This is a genomic window from Prevotella sp. P5-108, assembly GCF_002251385.1.
Classification (GTDB): Bacteria; Bacteroidota; Bacteroidia; order Bacteroidales; family Bacteroidaceae; genus Prevotella.
Genome location: NZ_NPJJ01000057.1, coordinates 21,017 through 37,748 on the forward strand (window position 1 = coordinate 21,017; position 16,732 = coordinate 37,748).

Consider the following 16,732-nt stretch of genomic DNA (forward strand, 5'->3'; position numbering starts at 1 on the left):
CGGAAAGACGAAGGTGGTGGGTGCAAAAGTAATGAAAAGCAGAAACATAACCAAGGCAATGGCTGTCAATCTGTGTCCCGACGGCAGGTATCGGCATACTTTTATGCCGTAGAGGGTATGATTTATGAGGCTGTCGTCTGATTATTTGACACAAATTGTGTAATTTTGCATCAAAAACAAGATATGGGCAAAGGTAAATTAGCCAAATTTGCGGATATGGAAGCGTTTGAGAACGTGTTTCAGTATCCTTTCTCGGTCATAGACAACGTGCCTTTTGAGATGAAGGGGCACTGGCGCGACATGTACTTCAACAACTCCAACCCGATAGTGCTCGAACTGGGCTGCGGACGCGGTGAATATGCCGTAGGGCTGGCTCGCAAATATCCCGACATCAACTTCATAGGCGTGGACATCAAGGGCGCGCGCATGTGGACGGGAGCCAAGCAGGCTCTGGACGAAGGGCTGAAGAACGTGGCTTTCCTGCGCACCAATATCGAGATAATAGACCGCTTCTTCGACAAGGACGAGGTGCAGCAGATATGGCTCACCTTCTCGGACCCGCAGATGAAGCACGTGCGCAAGCGCCTTACCTCGACCACATTCATGACCCGCTACCGCCGCTTCATGGAGGATGGCGGACTGGTGCATGTCAAGACCGACTCCAACTTCCTCTATACCTACACCCGCTGTATGGCTGAGCACAACCAGCTGCCCATCCATGTGGCTACCGCCGACCTCTACCACACCCCGGGTATGGACGAGCGGTTGCTGAGCATACAGACCTACTATGAGTCGATGTGGATGGAGCGTGGCATAGACATCAAGTATATCTGTCTGGGTCTGCCGCGCGAGGGCGAGCTCTCCGAGCCCGATGTGGAGATACCCATGGACGAGTATCGCAGTTATCACCGCGAGAAGCGCAGCCCCAAGGAGACGGCAAAGTAAGCACGACGACAACGGCACAAGATGCCAGCCCCGCCAAGCGGATGGGGCGAACGGCGACTACACCTTATTATATATATAAGACACCAGCCCACAGATGGAAGTTCATCTGTGGGCTGGTGTCGGTATAGGGGGATGGGGTCTACAGCTGCTCGGCGGTCACGGGGAAGATGTAGAACTCGCGCACGGGGTCGTAGTCGACCATCAGCTGGTCGATAAATACCGGCGTGTCGAGCGCGCGTATCTCAATGTCGTGGCTGTTGCGGGTGAGGTTGACATCGACGTTGATAATGACCTGTCCGCGCTGTTCGGCGGTCTGCCACTGAGGCGAATGGGCATCGGGGCGCACGCTCATTATCTGCGCCTCGCCATCGTCGACACGCACCGCCAGCCGTATGTCGTGGCCCAGATAGTCGGGCATGGCAATGGCAGCCACCCGCACGACAGCCTTGCCTCTGAGTTCGGAGAAGAAGGAGTAGGACAGGCTGCCACCGGGCGGCACCATCACCGCCTTCATGCTGTGGCCAAGCATAGAGACCGTCTGTACCCCCTGGGTGGCGCGGCGGAAATGGCAGGCGTTGCGGGTTATGGTATTGCCGACATCGAGATTGAACGGCTCGGGGCCCTGCTGGGCAAAGCGTTTGATGGCGTCGTGAGACAGCGGGCCGGGGAACTTGGGCTCTGCCATCAGGGGCATGTGGGCAAGAGAGAGGGTATGCTCCCACTTGCCGTCGAGCATGCCGGAAAACTTGCGGTTGAGCGCCAGCAGCTGCTGGTAGGCTGTCCAGCTGCGCACGGCAGAGGACAGTGCCTCATCGTCGCGGGCGAACGAACTGGGGCGGCCTATATGGCGCGCCTCCTGGGCCTGCAACTGCTTGACCGCCATGAGCCATGCTGCCCTGACGGGATAGTCGACCCAGGCGAAGAACGCCTCGCTGCGCACTTGGGGCACGAGGGCGGCAATGGGGGTGAGAGCCTTGACGAGTGCCTCGTAGTTGGCGAGATAGCGCTCGAGCTCGTTGCCAAAGGCATCGGCCATGAACTCGACATTCATCTGCTCGGGTCGGCGTATGCCCACGAGATGGTAATACTCGGTGAGCACGGGCAACAGGCGGTCGGCAGCCTGCTCGCCAAACTGCTCGGTAAGCCACGCGTGAAAGTGGGAGGGGATATTGGTGGCATTGACATAGGTGATGTTCCACGCCATATCCATGAAGAGCGAGAGCTGGTAAGCCACGGTGCGTGGATTGTCAATCCGGGCTACCCATTCGTGGCGGGCACCCTGGTCGTAAGCGGTCTTCATCTCAGCATAAATGCGGCCGGGCTGGGTAGAGGGGAGCCAGCGCTCACCAATCTCCATACACTTGGCGCCCCGTCCGTCGCAGTCGGCATGGCGCAGCAGATTGCCACGGAGTCGCAGGAGAAGCTGGTGGAGGCGGTGACTGTCGAGGCCATGGCCCTGGGCGACGAAGCCACGCCGCGCCACCGAGGGCCACTGGATGGTGAGGTAGTCGGAAGCGAGAGCGAGATAGTGGCGGCGCAGGGGAGTGACATCGCCCCACCACGCCCACGGCGAGACACCCGCAAGGCGCGAGAGTTCAAGGATGCCATAGGCAGTGCCATTGGCATTGCTGCCCAGCACCACGATATGTCCGCCCTCGACACAGATGGCAAAGGCATCGTCTTTGGCGATGATACGGTCGATAGGCACCTGGCGTCGCTGGAGCCGCCGGAAGTCCTTGTCGCGCATCTTGTCGAGCTCGAAAATCTCTATCACAGCCCCCGCACGATGCTCGGCTCGATGGCCGGTGACGGCACGCATATCTTCGGCAAACATATTGAGCGCCATATCGACTACACCCGTTCGCTTGCCCACAAAACTATATTCCACGCTGCCTCGCCCGCTGTACCAGACCACGTCCTTGGCCCACGAGGCAAGCACGAAGCAGCATAATAAGATGGTAAGTATATTCCTTTTCATTGAATACAAAGGTAGTACAAGCTGGGCGAAATACAAAACAAACTTGAGATTTTTCTTTGCATTGTCTTCGACTTGCACTACCTTTACTGCTCCCGCCGTGAAGGTAGGCGGCACCTCAAGAATAAAAATAAACAAGTTTATTTTGTATTCTCTTCGGTTTGCACTATTTACGGCTCTCGCCGTGAAGGTAGGCGGCACCTCAAGAATAAAAATAAACAAGTTTATTTTGTATTCTCTTCGGTTTGCACTATTTACGGCTCCCGCCGTGAAGGTAGGCGGCACCTCAAGAATAAAAATAAACGAGTTTATTTTGTATTCTCTTCGGTTTGCACTATTTACGGCTCCCGCCGTGAAGGTAGGCGGCACCTCAAGAATAAAAATAAACGAGTTTATTTTGTATTCTCTTCGGTTTGCACTACCTTTGGATAAGGTAGGCTGCGTCTCAACAATGCCAAATGAAAAAACTTTCGTTTTTTCTTTGCATTGTCTTCGACTTGCACTACCTTTGCAATACATAATTATATATAATGGATAATAAGAAAGCTACGTTAGAATTGGGAACGAAGCCAGTAGGGCGGCTGCTGTGGCAGTTTGCCTTGCCAGCTATCATTGCCATGACCGCCTCGTCGCTCTACAATATCGCCGACCGCGTGTTCTTGGGACAGGTAGTAGGTCCGCTCGCCATATCGGGACTGGCCATCACGCTGCCCTTCATGAACCTCTCGGGAGCCTTCGGTGCCGCCATCGGCGTGGGAGCCTCGACCTCTATCTCCGTGAAATTGGGGCAGCGCGACTATGGTGTCGCCGAGAACCTGCTGGGCAATACCATTACGCTCAACCTGCTGGTGGGTATCGGACTTGGTGCCCTGTGTCTTATATTCCTCGACCCCATACTCTACTTCTTCGGCGCCAGCGAGGCCACTATCCCCTACGCCCGCGACTATATGCAGATAATACTCGTGGGCAATGCCGTGACCCACATGTATCTGGGTATGAACGCCGTGCTGCGGTCGGCAAGCAAGCCACGACAGGCTATGAACGCCACCATCTTCACGGTGGTGATGAACATACTGCTCGACGCGCTCTTCATCTGGGTCTTCGGTTGGGGCATACGCGGTGCGGCGTGGGCCACGATAATCTCGCAGACGATAGCGCTGTGCTACCAGATGCGCATCTTTGCCAACAAGAACGAGCTGCTCCACCTGGAGCGTGGCATATACAGACTCAAAGCCAATCTGGTAAAGAATATCATCGCTATAGGCATCTCGCCCTTCCTCATGCAGAGCTGCGCCTGCGTGGTGGTGATATTCCTCAACAACCAACTGGTGCGCTACGGCGGCGACCTGAGTGTGGGTGCCTACGGCATAGCCAACAGCATAGCCTTCATCTTCGTTATGTTTATCATAGGCCTCAACCAGGGCATGCAACCCATAGCAGGATATAACTACGGCAGCCGACAGATAGACCGTCTGGTACGAGTATACCACCTATCGGTAATGGCGGCTACGGCAATCATGGCGGTGGGATGGCTGATAGCCATGTTTGTGCCCCATCTCTGTGCCCGCATGTTTACCACCGACCCTACGCTCATCGACATGTCGGCACGCGCCATACGCATCATGATGCTGGTGTTCCCCTTTGTGGGCTACCAGATAGTGACGACCAACCTCTTCCAGTGTATCGGCATGGTGAAGATAAGCATCTTCCTCTCGCTGTCGCGACAGATGCTCTTCCTGTTGCCGCTCATCGGCGTGCTGCCCCTGTTCTGGGGCATCGGCGGAGTGTGGTATGCCATGCCCATCTCTGACTTCATGGCAACTATCGCCACCTTTGTCATCATGAAGATATATATCAGCAAACTAAAGAATAGCAACCCCGTAGCCACTAACAATCATGGACAATAACAACATCATCATCACCATAGGCCGGCAGATAGGCAGTGGTGGAAGCGCCATCGCCAAGATGCTCGCCGAGGAGTTCGGCGCACGCCTCTACGACAAGGAGATACTCAACCTGGCAGCACGCGAAAGCGGCTTCTGCGAAGAGTTCTTTGAAGAGAACGACGAGAAGAAGGGGTTCTTCAAAACTGCACTGCAGTTTCACTTCCCTCTCTTCACGCGCAACAGCTACTACAACACCGACTTCAACCAGGAGAACCTGTACCTCTTCCAGTGTGACGCCATACGCAAGGCTGCCTCGGAGGGCAGTTGCGTGTTCGTGGGCCGCACCGCCGACTATGTGCTGCGCGATATGGACAATGTGGTCAACGTGTTTGTAAGTGCCGACCTCGACACCCGCATCGCCGAGATAGCCCGCCGCCGCAACATCAGCGACGACGAAGCCCGCAAGTATATCAGCGAGGGTGAAAGCCGACGGGCGTCGTACTACAACTACTACACGGGCAAGCAGTGGGGACACTGTGAGAGCTACGACCTCTGCATCAACGCAGGACGGTTGGGCCACGAGGCTGCCACCAAGCTGATAGCCGACTACGCAAGACAGGTGATGGGACAGGCAAACGACAAGAGCCATGAGTAAGCGGATAGGCATCATCAGCGATACCCACGGATGCTGGGACGCCAAGTACGAGACCTATCTCGGCGACTGCGACGAGATATGGCACGCCGGCGACATAGGCACCACCGAGCTGGCAGACCAGTTTGAGGCCATGCGCCCCGTCTTCCGCGCCGTCTGCGGCAACTGCGACGGCGGCGACCTGCGTCGGCGCTATCCCGAGAGGCTGCGGTTCAAGTGTGAAGATGTGGACGTGCTCATCAAGCATATCGGCGGCTATCCGGGCCACTATGACCGCTCGGTCTTCAGTTCGCTCGTGGCTATGCCGCCCAAACTCTTCGTAGCCGGACACTCCCATATCCTCAAGGTGCAGTATGACCGCACGCTGGGGATGCTCCACATCAATCCCGGAGCAGCCGGTATGCAGGGCTGGCACGTAGACCGCACGCTGGTAAGGCTCACTATCGACGGCGACAAGATGAGCGACTGCGAAGTGATAACCCTCAATGATAGAAAACAACGATAAACCAACTAAAAAACATACCGATATGAAGACTTACCTTGTCACGGGAGCCGCCGGGTTCATCGGCGCCAATTTCATCAAGTATCTACTCTATAAGAAGTATGCCAACGACGACATACGCGTGGTGGTGCTCGATGCCCTCACCTATGCCGGCAACCTCGGCACCATCAAAGACGACATCGACAACCGTCGTTGCTTCTTTGTCAAGGGCGACATACGCGACCGGGAGCTCGCCGACAGACTCTTCAGCGAATACGATATAGACTATGTGGTAAACTTTGCCGCCGAGAGCCATGTGGACCGCTCTATCGAAGACCCGCAGCTCTTCCTGAGTGTGAACATCCTGGGCACGCAGAACCTGCTCGACGCCGCCCGCCGTGCGTGGGTCACCGGACGCGACAGCCAGGGTTATCCGGCATGGAAGCCGGGCAAGCGCTTCCATCAGGTTGCCACCGACGAAGTGTATGGCTCGCTGGGCGCAGAAGGCTACTTCACCGAGGAGACCCCACTCTGCCCCCACAGTCCCTACTCGGCGTCCAAGACCTCGGCCGACCTCTTTGTGATGGCTTACCGCGACACCTACCACATGCCCGTGTCAATCACCCGCTGTTCCAACAACTACGGCCCCTATCACTTCCCCGAGAAGCTGATACCCCTCATTATCAATAACATCCTCGAAGGCAAGCCGCTGCCCGTCTATGGCGAGGGCCTCAACGTGCGCGACTGGCTCTACGTGGAAGACCACTGCAAGGCGATAGACCTGGTGGTGCGCCAGGGTCGTGAGGGCGAGATATACAATGTGGGCGGTCACAACGAGATGCGCAACATCGACATCGTGAAGCTCATCATCAGCACCATCCATGACATGATGGCCGAAGACAAGCAGCTGCGCAAGGTGCTGCGCAAGCAGGTAATCGGCGACGACGGCGAGATAAGCATAGACTGGATTAACGACAGCCTCATCACCCACGTGGCTGACCGACTGGGCCACGACCAGCGCTACGCCATCGACCCCACCAAAATCAAGAATGAACTGGGATGGTACCCAGAAACCCGCTTTGCCGACGGCATCGTCAAGACCATCCGCTGGAACCTCGAGAACCAGGACTGGATTAAAGACGTCACATCGGGAGACTATCAGAAATACTACGAACAAATGTATGGCAACCGTGGATAATTCCACCTTATTATATATATGACAATGAAAAAGATAATGCTGCTCGGCTCGGGCGAGTTGGGCAAAGAATTGGTAATAGCTGCCAAGAGAGCCGGTCTCTACGTGGTGGCGTGTGACAGATACGACAACGCTCCCGCCATGCAGGTGGCCGACGAGAGAGAGATATTCAGCATGCTCGACGGTGATGCCCTCGCTGCCGCCGTGGCGCGCCACAACCCCGACATCATCGTGCCCGAAATAGAAGCCATACGCACCGAGCGACTCTTCGACTTCGAGGCGCAGGGCATACAGGTGGTTCCCAGCGCCAAGGCAGTAAACTACACGATGAACCGACGCGCCATACGCGACCTGGCATCAAGAGAGCTGGGTCTGCGCACCGCCAAATACTTCTACGCCAAGACCTTTGAAGAGTTCAAGAGCGCTGCCGACGCCATAGGGTTCCCCTGCGTGGTCAAGCCGTTGATGAGCTCGTCGGGGCACGGCCAGAGCTACGTGCACAATGACGACGAACTACAGCAGGCGTTTACCGAAGCGATGGAGGGAAGCCGTGGCGACGTGCGCGAGGTAATCATCGAAGAGTTTATCGACTTCGACAGCGAGTTTACCCTGCTCACCGTCACTCAGAAAAACGGCAAGACGCTCTTCTGCCCGCCCATCGGACACGTGCAGAAGGGCGGCGACTACCGCGAGAGTTGGCAACCCTACCAGATAGCACCACAGGCACTGGAGCAGGCACAGCACATGGCTGCCGAGGTGACACGCGCGCTGACAGGCTATGGCCTCTGGGGCGTGGAGTTCTTCCTGACCAAGCAGGGCGAGGTAATCTTCTCTGAGCTGTCGCCACGTCCCCACGACACCGGCATGGTCACCCTCGCCCACACCACCAATCTGAGCGAGTTTGAGCTGCATCTGCGTGCCTTTATGGGTTGGAACATCCCAGCCATCCACCTCGAACACGCCGGCTGTTCGGCCGTGATACTCTCGCCGACGGAGTCTTCCCAACCGCTCGACTACCACTTCGACGAGGCCATGGAGGAAGACCGCACCCGTCTGCGTATCTTCTGCAAGCCCGAAGCCCACGTAGGCCGCCGTATGGGTGTCGCCCTCTGCTATGGAGAGGTGGGCGACGACATCGACCGTCTGCGCGAGAAAGCCAAGCGTGTGGCCAAGACCGTGCTGGGCACCGACCCTTATATGAAAAAGTAAGATGATAGGAAAGATAATCAGCCTGAGCAAGATAGCCGACCCTCGGGGCAACCTCTCCGTGGCCGAGCAGATGAAGGACATCCCCTTCGAGGTAAGCCGTGTCTACTGGACCTACGACATCCCTGCCGGCAGCCATCGTGGAGGTCATGCCCACCGCCACTGCCGTGAGTTCATCATCGCTGTGAGTGGCGCGTTCAGCGTAAGCCTGGACAATGGCACCGAGCGTGAGACCTATCAGCTCAACCGTCCTTACCAGGGGCTACTGGTAGATACCGGCATCTGGCGCACTCTCGACGATTTCTCGTCGGGAGCCGTTTGCCTGGTGCTTGCCGAAGACCCCTACGACGAGGCCGATTATATCTATGACTACGAAGAATACCTGCAGAGCAGACGATGAGATGTTTGAGATAAGAAGATATACCGCCGACGACCGCAAGAGCTGGGACGGTTACGTGCGCCGTGCCCGCAACGCCACCTTCCTCTTTGAGCGCAACTATATGGAGTATCACGCCGACCGCTTTGATGACTGGTCGCTGATGTTCTATCGCCAAGGCAGGCTCTACGCCCTGCTCCCCGCCCACCGTCGCGACACCACGCTTATCTCTCACTATGGCCTCACTTATGGCGGACTCATTATGGACATCCATGTCACCATAAGCGACACCTGCCAGCTCTTCGCCTGTCTCAACGACTATCTGCGCCACGAGGGCTTTACCCGTGTGCTCTACCGCCCCATCCCCTGGATTTATCATGTTCATCCCTCCGAGGAAGACCTCTATGCCATCTTCTGGCAATGTCATGCCCGGCTCGCCCTCCGCAACATCGGCACCGCCATCAGCATGCCCCAGCATCTGCGCTGGCGCAAAGACCATCTGCGGCGGTTGCGAAAAGCCCACGAGAACGGCGTGACCGTGAGGGCCAATGCGTCCATAGCCGAGTTCTGGCCTATACTCACCGACAACCTGCACAAGCGCTTTGACGCCAAACCTGTGCATACGCTCGACGAGATGCTCCTGCTGCAGAGCCGGTTTCCCGACAATATCATCCAGTACAGCGCCTACCGCGAGGGACACATCATCGGCGGCATCACCTTCTACATCTCGCAACAGGTGGTGCACGGCCAGTACAGCGGAACCAACGACGAGGGCAAGGAGTATGGAGCCATGGAGGCTATCTACGAGCAGGTCATGTACCAGGACTACAAGGACTGGCCCTACCTCGACTTCGGCAGTTCTACCGAGGAGCAAGGCAGCGTCATCAACGCCGGACTCATCGCCCACAAGGAGGGCTATGGCGGCCGGGGTGTGGTCTACGACACTTATGAATGGGAGTTATGATAGAATACTTGAACCTGAAACGGATGACGGCGATGCATGCCGACGAAATCGCGCAGGCGGTGACCGGCGTGGTCAATGGCGGACGCTACCTGCAAGGCGATGCCACGCGGGAGTTTGAGCACGACTATGCCCAGTATATCGGCACGCGCCACTGCATAGGCTGCGGCAACGGGCTGGATGCGCTCACGCTGATACTGCGCGCCTATATCGAGCTGGGACGACTGGCCGAAGGCGACGAGGTAATCGTGCCTGCCAACACCTATATCGCCTCGATACTCGCCGTGACCGAAAACCGGCTCAAGCCTATCCTGGTAGAGCCCGACATAACCACCTACAACATCGACGCCAACCTGATAGAGCAGGCCATCACTCCCCGCACCCGCGCAGTGCTCATCGTGCACCTCTATGGCCGATGTGCCTACTCCCCGCAGATAGCCGCAATATGCCGCCGACACGGGTTGCTGCTGATAGAAGACAACGCCCAAGCCCACGGATGCCGTTTCGGCGACGTGCACACCGGTGCCCTGGGCGACGCAGCCGGACACTCGTTCTACCCAGGCAAGAACCTGGGCGCCCTGGGCGATGCCGGAGCCGTGACCACCGATGACGACCGTCTGGCAGCGACCGTCAGAGCCATTGCCAACTATGGCAGCCATAAGAAATATGTATTTGATTACTGCGGACGCAACAGCCGTATCGACGAGATACAGGCGGCGGTGCTCCGCGTGAAGCTCCGCTATCTGGACCGTGACAACCAGCGTCGCAAGGATATAGCCCGCTATTATCTGGACCATATCCACAACCCGCTTGTCGCTCTCCCTGCGGATAGAAACAATGACTGCGTATGGCATATATTCCCCATACGCTGCAATGACCGTGATGCGTTGGCGCGGCACCTCCTCCAACGGGGTATCCAGACGCTTATCCACTATCCCATCGCTCCACACCGCCAACGCTGTTATCTTGCGTGGAGCCATCTCTCACTGCCCATCACCGAGCAGATACATGCCCAGGAACTGAGTCTGCCGCTGGCACCCTATCTCTCAGACGAGGAGTGCCGGCAGGTAGCCGAGGCCGTCAGCGACTACTCGCCATCAAACGGGAACAGACCGTAGAGCTCGGCGTCGATATTGTCGGTGATGGTCTTGAAGTCTTCCACGCTGTTCTCAAACTGCAGAGTGTCGCCATCCACAATCATGAGCTTGCCCTTATAACCGGCAATCCATTCCTCGTATCTCTTGTTGAGGCCCTCGAGATAGTCGATGCGGATGGAGCGCTCGAAGTCGCGTCCGCGCTTCTGGATATGCGACACCAGGGTAGGTATGGACGAGCGGATGTAAATCATCAGGTCGGGCAACTTGACAAGCGACATCATCAGGTCGAAGAGGTCGGTGTAGTTGTCAAAGTCGCGGTCGCTCATCATCCCCATATCGTGGAGGTTGGGCGCAAAGATGCGCGCGTCTTCAAAGATGGTGCGGTCCTGGATGATGGTGTCCTGGCTCTTGGCTATCTCCACCACGTCGCGGAAACGCTTGTTGAGGAAATAGATTTGCAGGTTGAACGACCAGCGGTCCATATCGGCGTAGTAATCGGCCAGATAGGGATTGTTGTCGACGGGCTCGAAATGGGGAATCCACCCATATCGCTTGGCGAGCTTCTTGGTAAGCGTGGTCTTACCGCTGCCTATGTTTCCGGCTATTGCTATATGCATAGTTGTATAGAGTTTTTATTCGTTGTCTTTGAATGGAAGTGTACCCAGTTCCAGCGCGCTGTCCACGCGCTCGATGATGCGGGCAAACTTGTCGGGGTCGTGCTGGAAGTCGTTGTCGTCGGCCTCTACCACCAGCACCTTGCCCTTATACTTGTTGAAGATAAAGTCCTCGTAACGCTGGTTGAGGTTCTTGAGATACTCCAGCTGCATCGTCTGCTCATAGGCACGGCCACGCTTTTGGATGTTCTTCACCAGATGGGGCACCGAGGCGCGCAGATAAATCATCAGGTCGGGCAGCTGGGCCACGTCGGTCATAATCTCAAACAGTTCCATGTAGGTCTCATAGTCCCTGTCTGAGAGGTTGCCCATATCCCGGTTGTTGGCGGTAAATACATAGACGCCCTCATAGATGGAGCGGTCTTGCACGACGGTTCTGTCGCTCTTGCGTATCTCCAACAGGTCGCGGAAACGCTGTTTGAGGAAATACACTTCAAGACAGAACGACCATCGGGCTATGTCCTTATAATAGTCCTCAAGGTAAGGATTGATATCCACCGGCTCGAAGCGTGGTATCCATCCATAATGTTTTGCCAACATTGTGGTAAGCGTCGTCTTGCCGCTACCTATATTGCCTGCTATCGCTATATGCACGTTAGTGTAGGTTTTTATCGTGGTTATTGATAAATCTGTACTGCCCGGCGCCATCTCTATTGGCGCAAACGCGGTGCAAAGATAACCATTTATATATAAAAAAAGGTAGCGGAATAGAAAAAAAATTAAAAACAGTCTACCAATCGGGATATTATATTTATCTTTGTAATCGTAACAGAGTACATTATTCACCATTAAACCTTATAGATATGAAGAAAATCAATGTCACCGTCGTAGCATGGTTGCTTCTGGGCAGCCTCACCATGAGTTCGTGTATCGGCTCGTTCACCCTCTTCAACAAGTTTGCCAAGTGGGAGACCCAGATGACCAGCAACAAGTATGTCAACGCCATCGTGGGCTTCATCATCACTCCCTTCGTGGGCTCGGTATGCCTCTTGGGCGACGCGCTGCTGTTCAATACCATTGAGTTCTGGAGTGGCAGCAACCCCATCGCCGACATCGGAAAGACACGCACCATCATGGGTCAGGACGGACGCTACTATGCCGTGACCACCCTCAAGGACGGATATGAAATCAAGGCACCTACAGGCGAGGTGACCAATCTGAAATACAACAAGAAGAACAACTCATGGACCATGGAGCAGAACGGTGACGTGAAGGAAATCTTCCGCTTCAACGACGACGGCACCATCATGGCCACCGTCAACGGCGAGCCTCGCACCTACACCCTCGACGAAGCCGGAGTTTACCAGGCACGCATGGATGCCAACGAGGGCATGTATTTTGCCGTGAGATAGAGTCACACCCTCTACATACAGACCATCTGGAGCAGCCCACCGCCACTGGCAGAGGCTGCTCCTTTTGGTTTCAGGCCAATAGAGCCTAAACGAATGTCCCACTCTCTGTCATAGAGAGTGGGACATTCGGATATGGAGGCACTGCCGTCCATACGGGGTTACCCTTCGGCGGTGAAGGATTTAATCGGTGGTGTCGGCGATATCTACATCGTCGAAGTCTGCATCGTCTTCGTCATCTTCGATGATGTCCTCGGGCACGGGCAGCTGACGGTCTATCACCGCATTGAAGGAGACAATGGTCTCGCTACGCGACAGGCCCAACGGCTGCAGACGGTCATGGATAATGTTGAGCAGGTCATGGTTGGTACGGGCATAGAGCTTGATAAACATGTCATAGCCACCCGTGGTGTAGTGACACTCGGTCACCTCGGGTATCATTCTCAACTTCTCGACCACATCATCAAAGGTGGCGGGGTCCTTCAAGTAAAGGCCCACATAAGCACAGGTCTCATAACCCAGCTTTTCGGGGTCGATTACGTACTTGGAGCCCTTGATTAAGCCCATCTTTGTCATCTTTGCAATGCGCTGATGGATGGCAGCGCCACTCACATTACAGATACGAGCGACCTCAAGAAAAGGCATGCGTGCGTTATCGGCCACCAAGTTCAGGATCTTCTTGTCCAGTAAGTCTAAATTACGATATGCCATAGCAAGTTATATTTTACTTGCAAAGGTACTAATTTTTACCGCAATTTACTCTGTTTCCACGCAAAAAAGTTACAAAATAACAGCGTTAACGTTTTTTGTCATTGGCAGTATAGATAACTCTCGTAGCATGGGCGCTGCGAAGAGCGTCCTTGACCTGGCGCAGCAGACTCATAGGGATATGGCGGTCGGCTCTGATGACGACCAGATGGCGCTGCTGTTCGGCGGGCGTCATGCGGCTGCGCTCGGCAGCCACGAGGGCCGACAGCTGACTGGCATCAACCATCCTGTCGCCCAACTGTATCTGGGGTTGGGCGCCAGGCCGCTCTATGGGTGTTCCCACGTAGATATAGGTCACACACTGGCGACTCTGCTGGCGGGAGAGGTGAGTGCCCTGGGGCACATCATAGCGCACACGCACGGCATTGGTCTGCATGTGGGTCACTATCATAAAGAAGAAGAGCACGGTGAATATCAGGTCGGGCAGAGACGAGGTGTTCAGCTCGGGCACTTCACGGCGGCGGCGACGGATGATGCTCATGGGCGACTACCTCCTTTCTCCATATAGTTTTCGACGATGCGCTGCGGACAAGCCTGTCTCACCTGGTCGCGCTCGGCGGCGGTGCAGCCCTTCATGGGGCGCCCATAGCGTCGGCGGGCTTCGGCGTCGCGCAGCTGGCGGTAGGCTTCGACGATGCTGTTCTGCAGCTGGAAGTAAGACTGATACTCGGCATCGGGGTCTATGTCGATGGCGATGATATGGCGCAGCCCCCGGCTCGTCACGTGCTGCTCCACGCGCGCTGCGACATCCTTGTCGGCCATAGGCTTGCCATCTACCGTCACCGTGCCATTGGCAGCCAGCGCGAAGATGAGCACGTCGCGGCGGTCCACCTCTGTCGGGGTCTGCTCGGCAGGCTCCATAGGCGGCAGCTGGCGCACCAGGCCCTTGTTCTGGTCCATCGACGTGGTGACCAGAAAGAAGATGAGCAGCACAAACGAGATGTCGGCTGTCGAGGTGGTATTGAGGCCGAACGAGCGGCGGTGACGACGGGCAAACATGATGGTTTTCTATCTTTTTTCTTTGACTTTCCTGCTCTTGACTACTGCCACGGCGACCACAGCAGCCACGATGAGCGCCGTGCCGGCGTAGATGAACATATCGGCGACTCTCAGCCACAGTCTGTCGGCAAAGCGGGCACCGTTGGCCATGATGGGGACGCTGCTGCCCAGGGCAAAGCCTATCGCCAGCAGAGCCACCGTGCCGAGAGCCACCGCCATCACGATGCGGCGTGCGGGGATGCCGTTGGTCAGAGGCTGCGACTTCACGCCACGACGGCGCACCACCATCAGCCACAGGGCGGCGACGACGGCAGCCACCACCGTCAGCTCTACAAAGGCGATGAGCAGCGGGGTGAGCAGCGGCGCGCTGAAGGTGGGGTCGGTAGCCAGCGGCAGGTCATAGCCGATGAGCATAAAGAGGGCATAGACCACCACAGCCAGACCTATCACTGCATAGAGCGCCAGGCGTGAGAGGGCTTCGGTAGGTTTGCTTCCGGTCTTCATGCTTGACCTCCTTTGTGTCGGGCTATGATGTCGAGCAGAGAGATGACGCTCTCCTCCATCTGGCAGGTGAGATGGTCTATCTTGGAGAGGATAAGGTTGTAGAACACCTGCAGCACCAGCGCCACGATGATACCGAAAATGGTGGTGATGAGGGCCACGCGCATACCCGATGCCACGATGGCGGGACTGATGTCGCCGGCGGCCTGGATTTGGTCAAAGGCCATCACCATGCCGATGACGGTGCCGAGAAATCCCAGCGAGGGTGCCATGGCGATAAACAGCACTATCCACGAGCAGCCGCGCTCGAGCTTGGCGGCCTGCACGCTGCCATAAGCCACGAGGGTGCGCTCAATGTTCTCCATAGGCTCTGCCATGCGCGAGAGTCCCTGGGCGCAGAGGGCTGCCACGGGGCCACGGGTGGTGGTGCAGAGTTCACGGGCGCCATCGATGTCGCCGCCTTCCACCTTGTCCTTGATGTCGGTCATGAGTCGCTTGGCGTCCACCTCGGAGAGTCCGAGGTAGATGATGCGCTCGATGCAGAACGCCAGGCCCAGCACCAGGGCGAGGGCGACGAGCGACATAAACCCGGCATTGCCCTCGATAAACTTGGTCTTGAGCATCTGGTGGAAGCTGGGTGCCTCGTCGTCGGCAATGGCCTGCAGGTCGTCGGCGCCGGCTGTCAGCGAATCGGTGGCGGCGAGGGTGGTATCGGTTGCTGCCACCTCGGCGGCAGCAAGGCTATCGGCGGTCTGCGCCGTCGTGGGCACAGCCATCATGAGCATCAGGGCCAGGCAGAGCCCCAGTATCTTTGTCATTGTCTTCATCATATATATATTAATAAGGTGCAAAAGTAGCGGTTTTGCCACGACAGACCAAGATTTTTTGTATAATCTTTGTAAACACGCCCATTTTTTTATTTCGCCGACAGACTGTCCACGCGTTGCGGGGGCACGAGGCAAAGGTAGCGCAGCAGCCCTCTATCTTCATTTCCAACTGCGAATTATTGATTGCAGGCCGCGCCACAATCATATCAAACCACGCTTTCACCATTTCACGCCTCGAAGTTAGGTTGGGGATGGCTGCGATGCCGTTTGTCGTGAGCATAGACCAGATGTCCAGTAGTCAGATTTATGCCAGCGACACATGTAGTCTATTGTGGATGGCACGCACCCATGGCAACTCTGTAGGAGGTGCGATTACATAGCCCAGGGTAGAGGTGCGAAGCGTCTCTACCCTGGGTCATGATACACAAAGGGATAACAACGCTGAACCAAAGGTCACCGGCGCAGCGCAGTGCGACGCGGAAAGGTAAATTGTTGTGTTTAGACGTAGGCGTTATTATCAGTTTGATGGTATTTCCCTACACATTTCAGCCCATTATCCTGCTGCGGATAACGCCTGCGGCTAATCGCAACTCCTACAGAGTTGCCATGTTAGTGGGGCAGCTACCCAGGGTAGCGGTCTTCGCCCGCAACCCTGGGCTGGGGAAACGCAACTCCTACAGAGTTGCTGCTGCTTACGGGCTCCCCGCTTATAGCTGTTTTTGTACCGGCGACTGCCGGACTTTTTTTACCGCCAAAGGCGGACTTTTTGTTTTTGCGGCTTTTCAGCCTGCCGACAGGCAGGCGCGGATGGGGATGGCGGCGAATGGCTGAGAGCGTGCT

The 16,732-nt window shown here is 56.3% G+C and carries 20 protein-coding genes; 12 read left to right on the forward strand and 8 right to left on the reverse strand.

Annotated elements, in window-relative coordinates:
- Window positions 1-183: 183 nt before the first annotated feature.
- Entirely contained in the window at window positions 184-945 is a 762-nt protein-coding gene (trmB, locus tag CIK95_RS10715) for a tRNA (guanosine(46)-N7)-methyltransferase TrmB (RefSeq protein WP_094387493.1), read from the forward strand.
- 139 nt (window positions 946-1,084) lie between these two features.
- Here the strand turns inward: trmB and CIK95_RS10720 are convergent, their stop codons facing one another.
- On the reverse strand, window positions 1,085-2,923 hold the full coding sequence (locus tag CIK95_RS10720) for a glycosyl hydrolase 115 family protein (protein ID WP_158215130.1): 1,839 nt from the start codon (window positions 2,921-2,923) through the stop codon (window positions 1,085-1,087).
- On the opposite strand from CIK95_RS10720, the gene CIK95_RS13215 reads away from it, so the two are divergent.
- The 9 genes from CIK95_RS13215 to CIK95_RS10760 are packed head-to-tail and all read left to right on the forward strand — an operon-like array spanning window position 2,901 to window position 10,795.
- The gene (locus CIK95_RS13215; RefSeq protein WP_158215131.1) at window positions 2,901-3,458 is read left to right on the forward strand and encodes a hypothetical protein; all 558 of its coding nucleotides are present in this window, start codon (window positions 2,901-2,903) and stop codon (window positions 3,456-3,458) included. The two genes, CIK95_RS10720 and CIK95_RS13215, sit on opposite strands and share 23 nt — an antisense overlap.
- Entirely contained in the window at window positions 3,451-4,827 is a 1,377-nt protein-coding gene (locus tag CIK95_RS10725) for an MATE family efflux transporter (protein WP_094466980.1), read from the forward strand. Before CIK95_RS13215 ends, CIK95_RS10725 begins: the two co-directional genes overlap by 8 nt.
- A complete protein-coding gene (locus CIK95_RS10730) occupies window positions 4,817-5,461 on the forward strand; it encodes an AAA family ATPase (protein WP_094388739.1) in 645 nt (214 codons plus the stop codon). Before CIK95_RS10725 ends, CIK95_RS10730 begins: the two co-directional genes overlap by 11 nt.
- The gene (locus CIK95_RS10735; RefSeq protein WP_094466981.1) at window positions 5,454-5,963 is read left to right on the forward strand and encodes a metallophosphoesterase; all 510 of its coding nucleotides are present in this window, start codon (window positions 5,454-5,456) and stop codon (window positions 5,961-5,963) included. The genes CIK95_RS10730 and CIK95_RS10735 overlap by 8 nt, the downstream gene beginning before the upstream one ends.
- A gap of 22 nt (window positions 5,964-5,985) precedes the next feature.
- Window positions 5,986-7,137, forward strand: coding sequence for a dTDP-glucose 4,6-dehydratase (gene rfbB, locus CIK95_RS10740; protein ID WP_094387488.1), 1,152 nt, complete (start codon window positions 5,986-5,988; stop codon window positions 7,135-7,137).
- Between the two features lie 24 nt (window positions 7,138-7,161).
- The gene (gene purT / locus CIK95_RS10745) at window positions 7,162-8,343 is read left to right on the forward strand and encodes a formate-dependent phosphoribosylglycinamide formyltransferase (protein ID WP_094467051.1); all 1,182 of its coding nucleotides are present in this window, start codon (window positions 7,162-7,164) and stop codon (window positions 8,341-8,343) included.
- 1 nt (window position 8,344) lies between these two features.
- The gene (locus CIK95_RS10750; RefSeq protein WP_094387487.1) at window positions 8,345-8,740 is read left to right on the forward strand and encodes an FdtA/QdtA family cupin domain-containing protein; all 396 of its coding nucleotides are present in this window, start codon (window positions 8,345-8,347) and stop codon (window positions 8,738-8,740) included.
- Window positions 8,706-9,680, forward strand: a complete 975-nt coding sequence (locus CIK95_RS10755; RefSeq protein ID WP_254046027.1) for a GNAT family N-acetyltransferase — start codon at window positions 8,706-8,708, stop codon at window positions 9,678-9,680. The genes CIK95_RS10750 and CIK95_RS10755 overlap by 35 nt, the downstream gene beginning before the upstream one ends.
- A complete protein-coding gene (locus CIK95_RS10760) occupies window positions 9,677-10,795 on the forward strand; it encodes a DegT/DnrJ/EryC1/StrS aminotransferase family protein (RefSeq protein ID WP_094466982.1) in 1,119 nt (372 codons plus the stop codon). Before CIK95_RS10755 ends, CIK95_RS10760 begins: the two co-directional genes overlap by 4 nt.
- On the opposite strand, the gene CIK95_RS10765 is transcribed toward CIK95_RS10760, so the two are convergent.
- On the reverse strand, window positions 10,765-11,391 hold the full coding sequence (locus tag CIK95_RS10765) for a deoxynucleoside kinase (RefSeq protein ID WP_022311177.1): 627 nt from the start codon (window positions 11,389-11,391) through the stop codon (window positions 10,765-10,767). The genes CIK95_RS10760 and CIK95_RS10765 overlap by 31 nt on opposite strands.
- A gap of 15 nt (window positions 11,392-11,406) precedes the next feature.
- Window positions 11,407-12,042, reverse strand: a complete 636-nt coding sequence (locus CIK95_RS10770; RefSeq protein ID WP_094387485.1) for a deoxynucleoside kinase — start codon at window positions 12,040-12,042, stop codon at window positions 11,407-11,409.
- A gap of 209 nt (window positions 12,043-12,251) precedes the next feature.
- Between CIK95_RS10770 and CIK95_RS10775 the strand changes: the two genes are divergently transcribed.
- Window positions 12,252-12,800, forward strand: a complete 549-nt coding sequence (locus CIK95_RS10775) for a DUF3332 domain-containing protein (RefSeq protein WP_022311179.1) — start codon at window positions 12,252-12,254, stop codon at window positions 12,798-12,800.
- 180 nt (window positions 12,801-12,980) lie between these two features.
- Here the strand turns inward: CIK95_RS10775 and CIK95_RS10780 are convergent, their stop codons facing one another.
- From CIK95_RS10780 to CIK95_RS10800, 5 genes are all read right to left on the reverse strand, one after another.
- Window positions 12,981-13,508 carry an Lrp/AsnC family transcriptional regulator gene (locus CIK95_RS10780; protein ID WP_022311180.1) on the reverse strand — a complete coding sequence of 176 codons (528 nt, stop codon included), beginning with the start codon at window positions 13,506-13,508 and terminating at the stop codon, window positions 12,981-12,983.
- 85 nt (window positions 13,509-13,593) lie between these two features.
- Window positions 13,594-14,046 carry a biopolymer transporter ExbD gene (locus CIK95_RS10785; RefSeq protein ID WP_094387483.1) on the reverse strand — a complete coding sequence of 151 codons (453 nt, stop codon included), beginning with the start codon at window positions 14,044-14,046 and terminating at the stop codon, window positions 13,594-13,596.
- Window positions 14,043-14,564, reverse strand: coding sequence for a biopolymer transporter ExbD (locus CIK95_RS10790; RefSeq protein WP_094466983.1), 522 nt, complete (start codon window positions 14,562-14,564; stop codon window positions 14,043-14,045). The genes CIK95_RS10785 and CIK95_RS10790 overlap by 4 nt, the downstream gene beginning before the upstream one ends.
- 9 nt (window positions 14,565-14,573) lie before the next feature.
- Window positions 14,574-15,068 (reverse strand): hypothetical protein, encoded by a 495-nt coding sequence (locus tag CIK95_RS10795; RefSeq protein WP_094466984.1) that lies wholly within the window; start codon window positions 15,066-15,068, stop codon window positions 14,574-14,576.
- On the reverse strand, window positions 15,065-15,892 hold the full coding sequence (locus CIK95_RS10800; RefSeq protein WP_371591419.1) for a MotA/TolQ/ExbB proton channel family protein: 828 nt from the start codon (window positions 15,890-15,892) through the stop codon (window positions 15,065-15,067). Before CIK95_RS10800 ends, CIK95_RS10795 begins: the two co-directional genes overlap by 4 nt.
- A gap of 417 nt (window positions 15,893-16,309) precedes the next feature.
- Here CIK95_RS10800 and CIK95_RS10810 point away from each other — a divergent pair, with 417 nt between their 5' ends.
- Entirely contained in the window at window positions 16,310-16,723 is a 414-nt protein-coding gene (locus tag CIK95_RS10810) for a hypothetical protein (RefSeq protein ID WP_094466987.1), read from the forward strand.
- Window positions 16,724-16,732 lie beyond the last annotated feature (9 nt).

Bases quoted from the DNA above. Each gene is read 5' to 3' on its own strand.
- trmB (WP_094387493.1), top strand. From the start codon at position 184: ATGGGCAAAGGTAAATTAGCCAAATTTGCGGATATGGAAGCGTTTGAG.
- CIK95_RS13215 (WP_158215131.1), top strand. From the start codon at position 2,901: ATGGTAAGTATATTCCTTTTCATTGAATACAAAGGTAGTACAAGCTGG.
- CIK95_RS10720 (WP_158215130.1), bottom strand. From the start codon at position 2,923: ATGAAAAGGAATATACTTACCATCTTATTATGCTGCTTCGTGCTTGCC.
- CIK95_RS10725 (WP_094466980.1), top strand. From the start codon at position 3,451: ATGGATAATAAGAAAGCTACGTTAGAATTGGGAACGAAGCCAGTAGGG.
- CIK95_RS10730 (WP_094388739.1), top strand. From the start codon at position 4,817: ATGGACAATAACAACATCATCATCACCATAGGCCGGCAGATAGGCAGT.
- CIK95_RS10735 (WP_094466981.1), top strand. From the start codon at position 5,454: ATGAGTAAGCGGATAGGCATCATCAGCGATACCCACGGATGCTGGGAC.
- rfbB (WP_094387488.1), top strand. From the start codon at position 5,986: ATGAAGACTTACCTTGTCACGGGAGCCGCCGGGTTCATCGGCGCCAAT.
- purT (WP_094467051.1), top strand. From the start codon at position 7,162: ATGAAAAAGATAATGCTGCTCGGCTCGGGCGAGTTGGGCAAAGAATTG.
- CIK95_RS10750 (WP_094387487.1), top strand. From the start codon at position 8,345: ATGATAGGAAAGATAATCAGCCTGAGCAAGATAGCCGACCCTCGGGGC.
- CIK95_RS10755 (WP_254046027.1), top strand. From the start codon at position 8,706: ATGACTACGAAGAATACCTGCAGAGCAGACGATGAGATGTTTGAGATA.
- CIK95_RS10760 (WP_094466982.1), top strand. From the start codon at position 9,677: ATGATAGAATACTTGAACCTGAAACGGATGACGGCGATGCATGCCGAC.
- CIK95_RS10765 (WP_022311177.1), bottom strand. From the start codon at position 11,391: ATGCATATAGCAATAGCCGGAAACATAGGCAGCGGTAAGACCACGCTT.
- CIK95_RS10775 (WP_022311179.1), top strand. From the start codon at position 12,252: ATGAAGAAAATCAATGTCACCGTCGTAGCATGGTTGCTTCTGGGCAGC.
- CIK95_RS10780 (WP_022311180.1), bottom strand. From the start codon at position 13,508: ATGGCATATCGTAATTTAGACTTACTGGACAAGAAGATCCTGAACTTG.
- CIK95_RS10785 (WP_094387483.1), bottom strand. From the start codon at position 14,046: ATGAGCATCATCCGTCGCCGCCGCCGTGAAGTGCCCGAGCTGAACACC.
- CIK95_RS10790 (WP_094466983.1), bottom strand. From the start codon at position 14,564: ATGTTTGCCCGTCGTCACCGCCGCTCGTTCGGCCTCAATACCACCTCG.
- CIK95_RS10795 (WP_094466984.1), bottom strand. From the start codon at position 15,068: ATGAAGACCGGAAGCAAACCTACCGAAGCCCTCTCACGCCTGGCGCTC.
- CIK95_RS10800 (WP_371591419.1), bottom strand. From the start codon at position 15,892: ATGAAGACAATGACAAAGATACTGGGGCTCTGCCTGGCCCTGATGCTC.
- CIK95_RS10810 (WP_094466987.1), top strand. From the start codon at position 16,310: ATGATACACAAAGGGATAACAACGCTGAACCAAAGGTCACCGGCGCAG.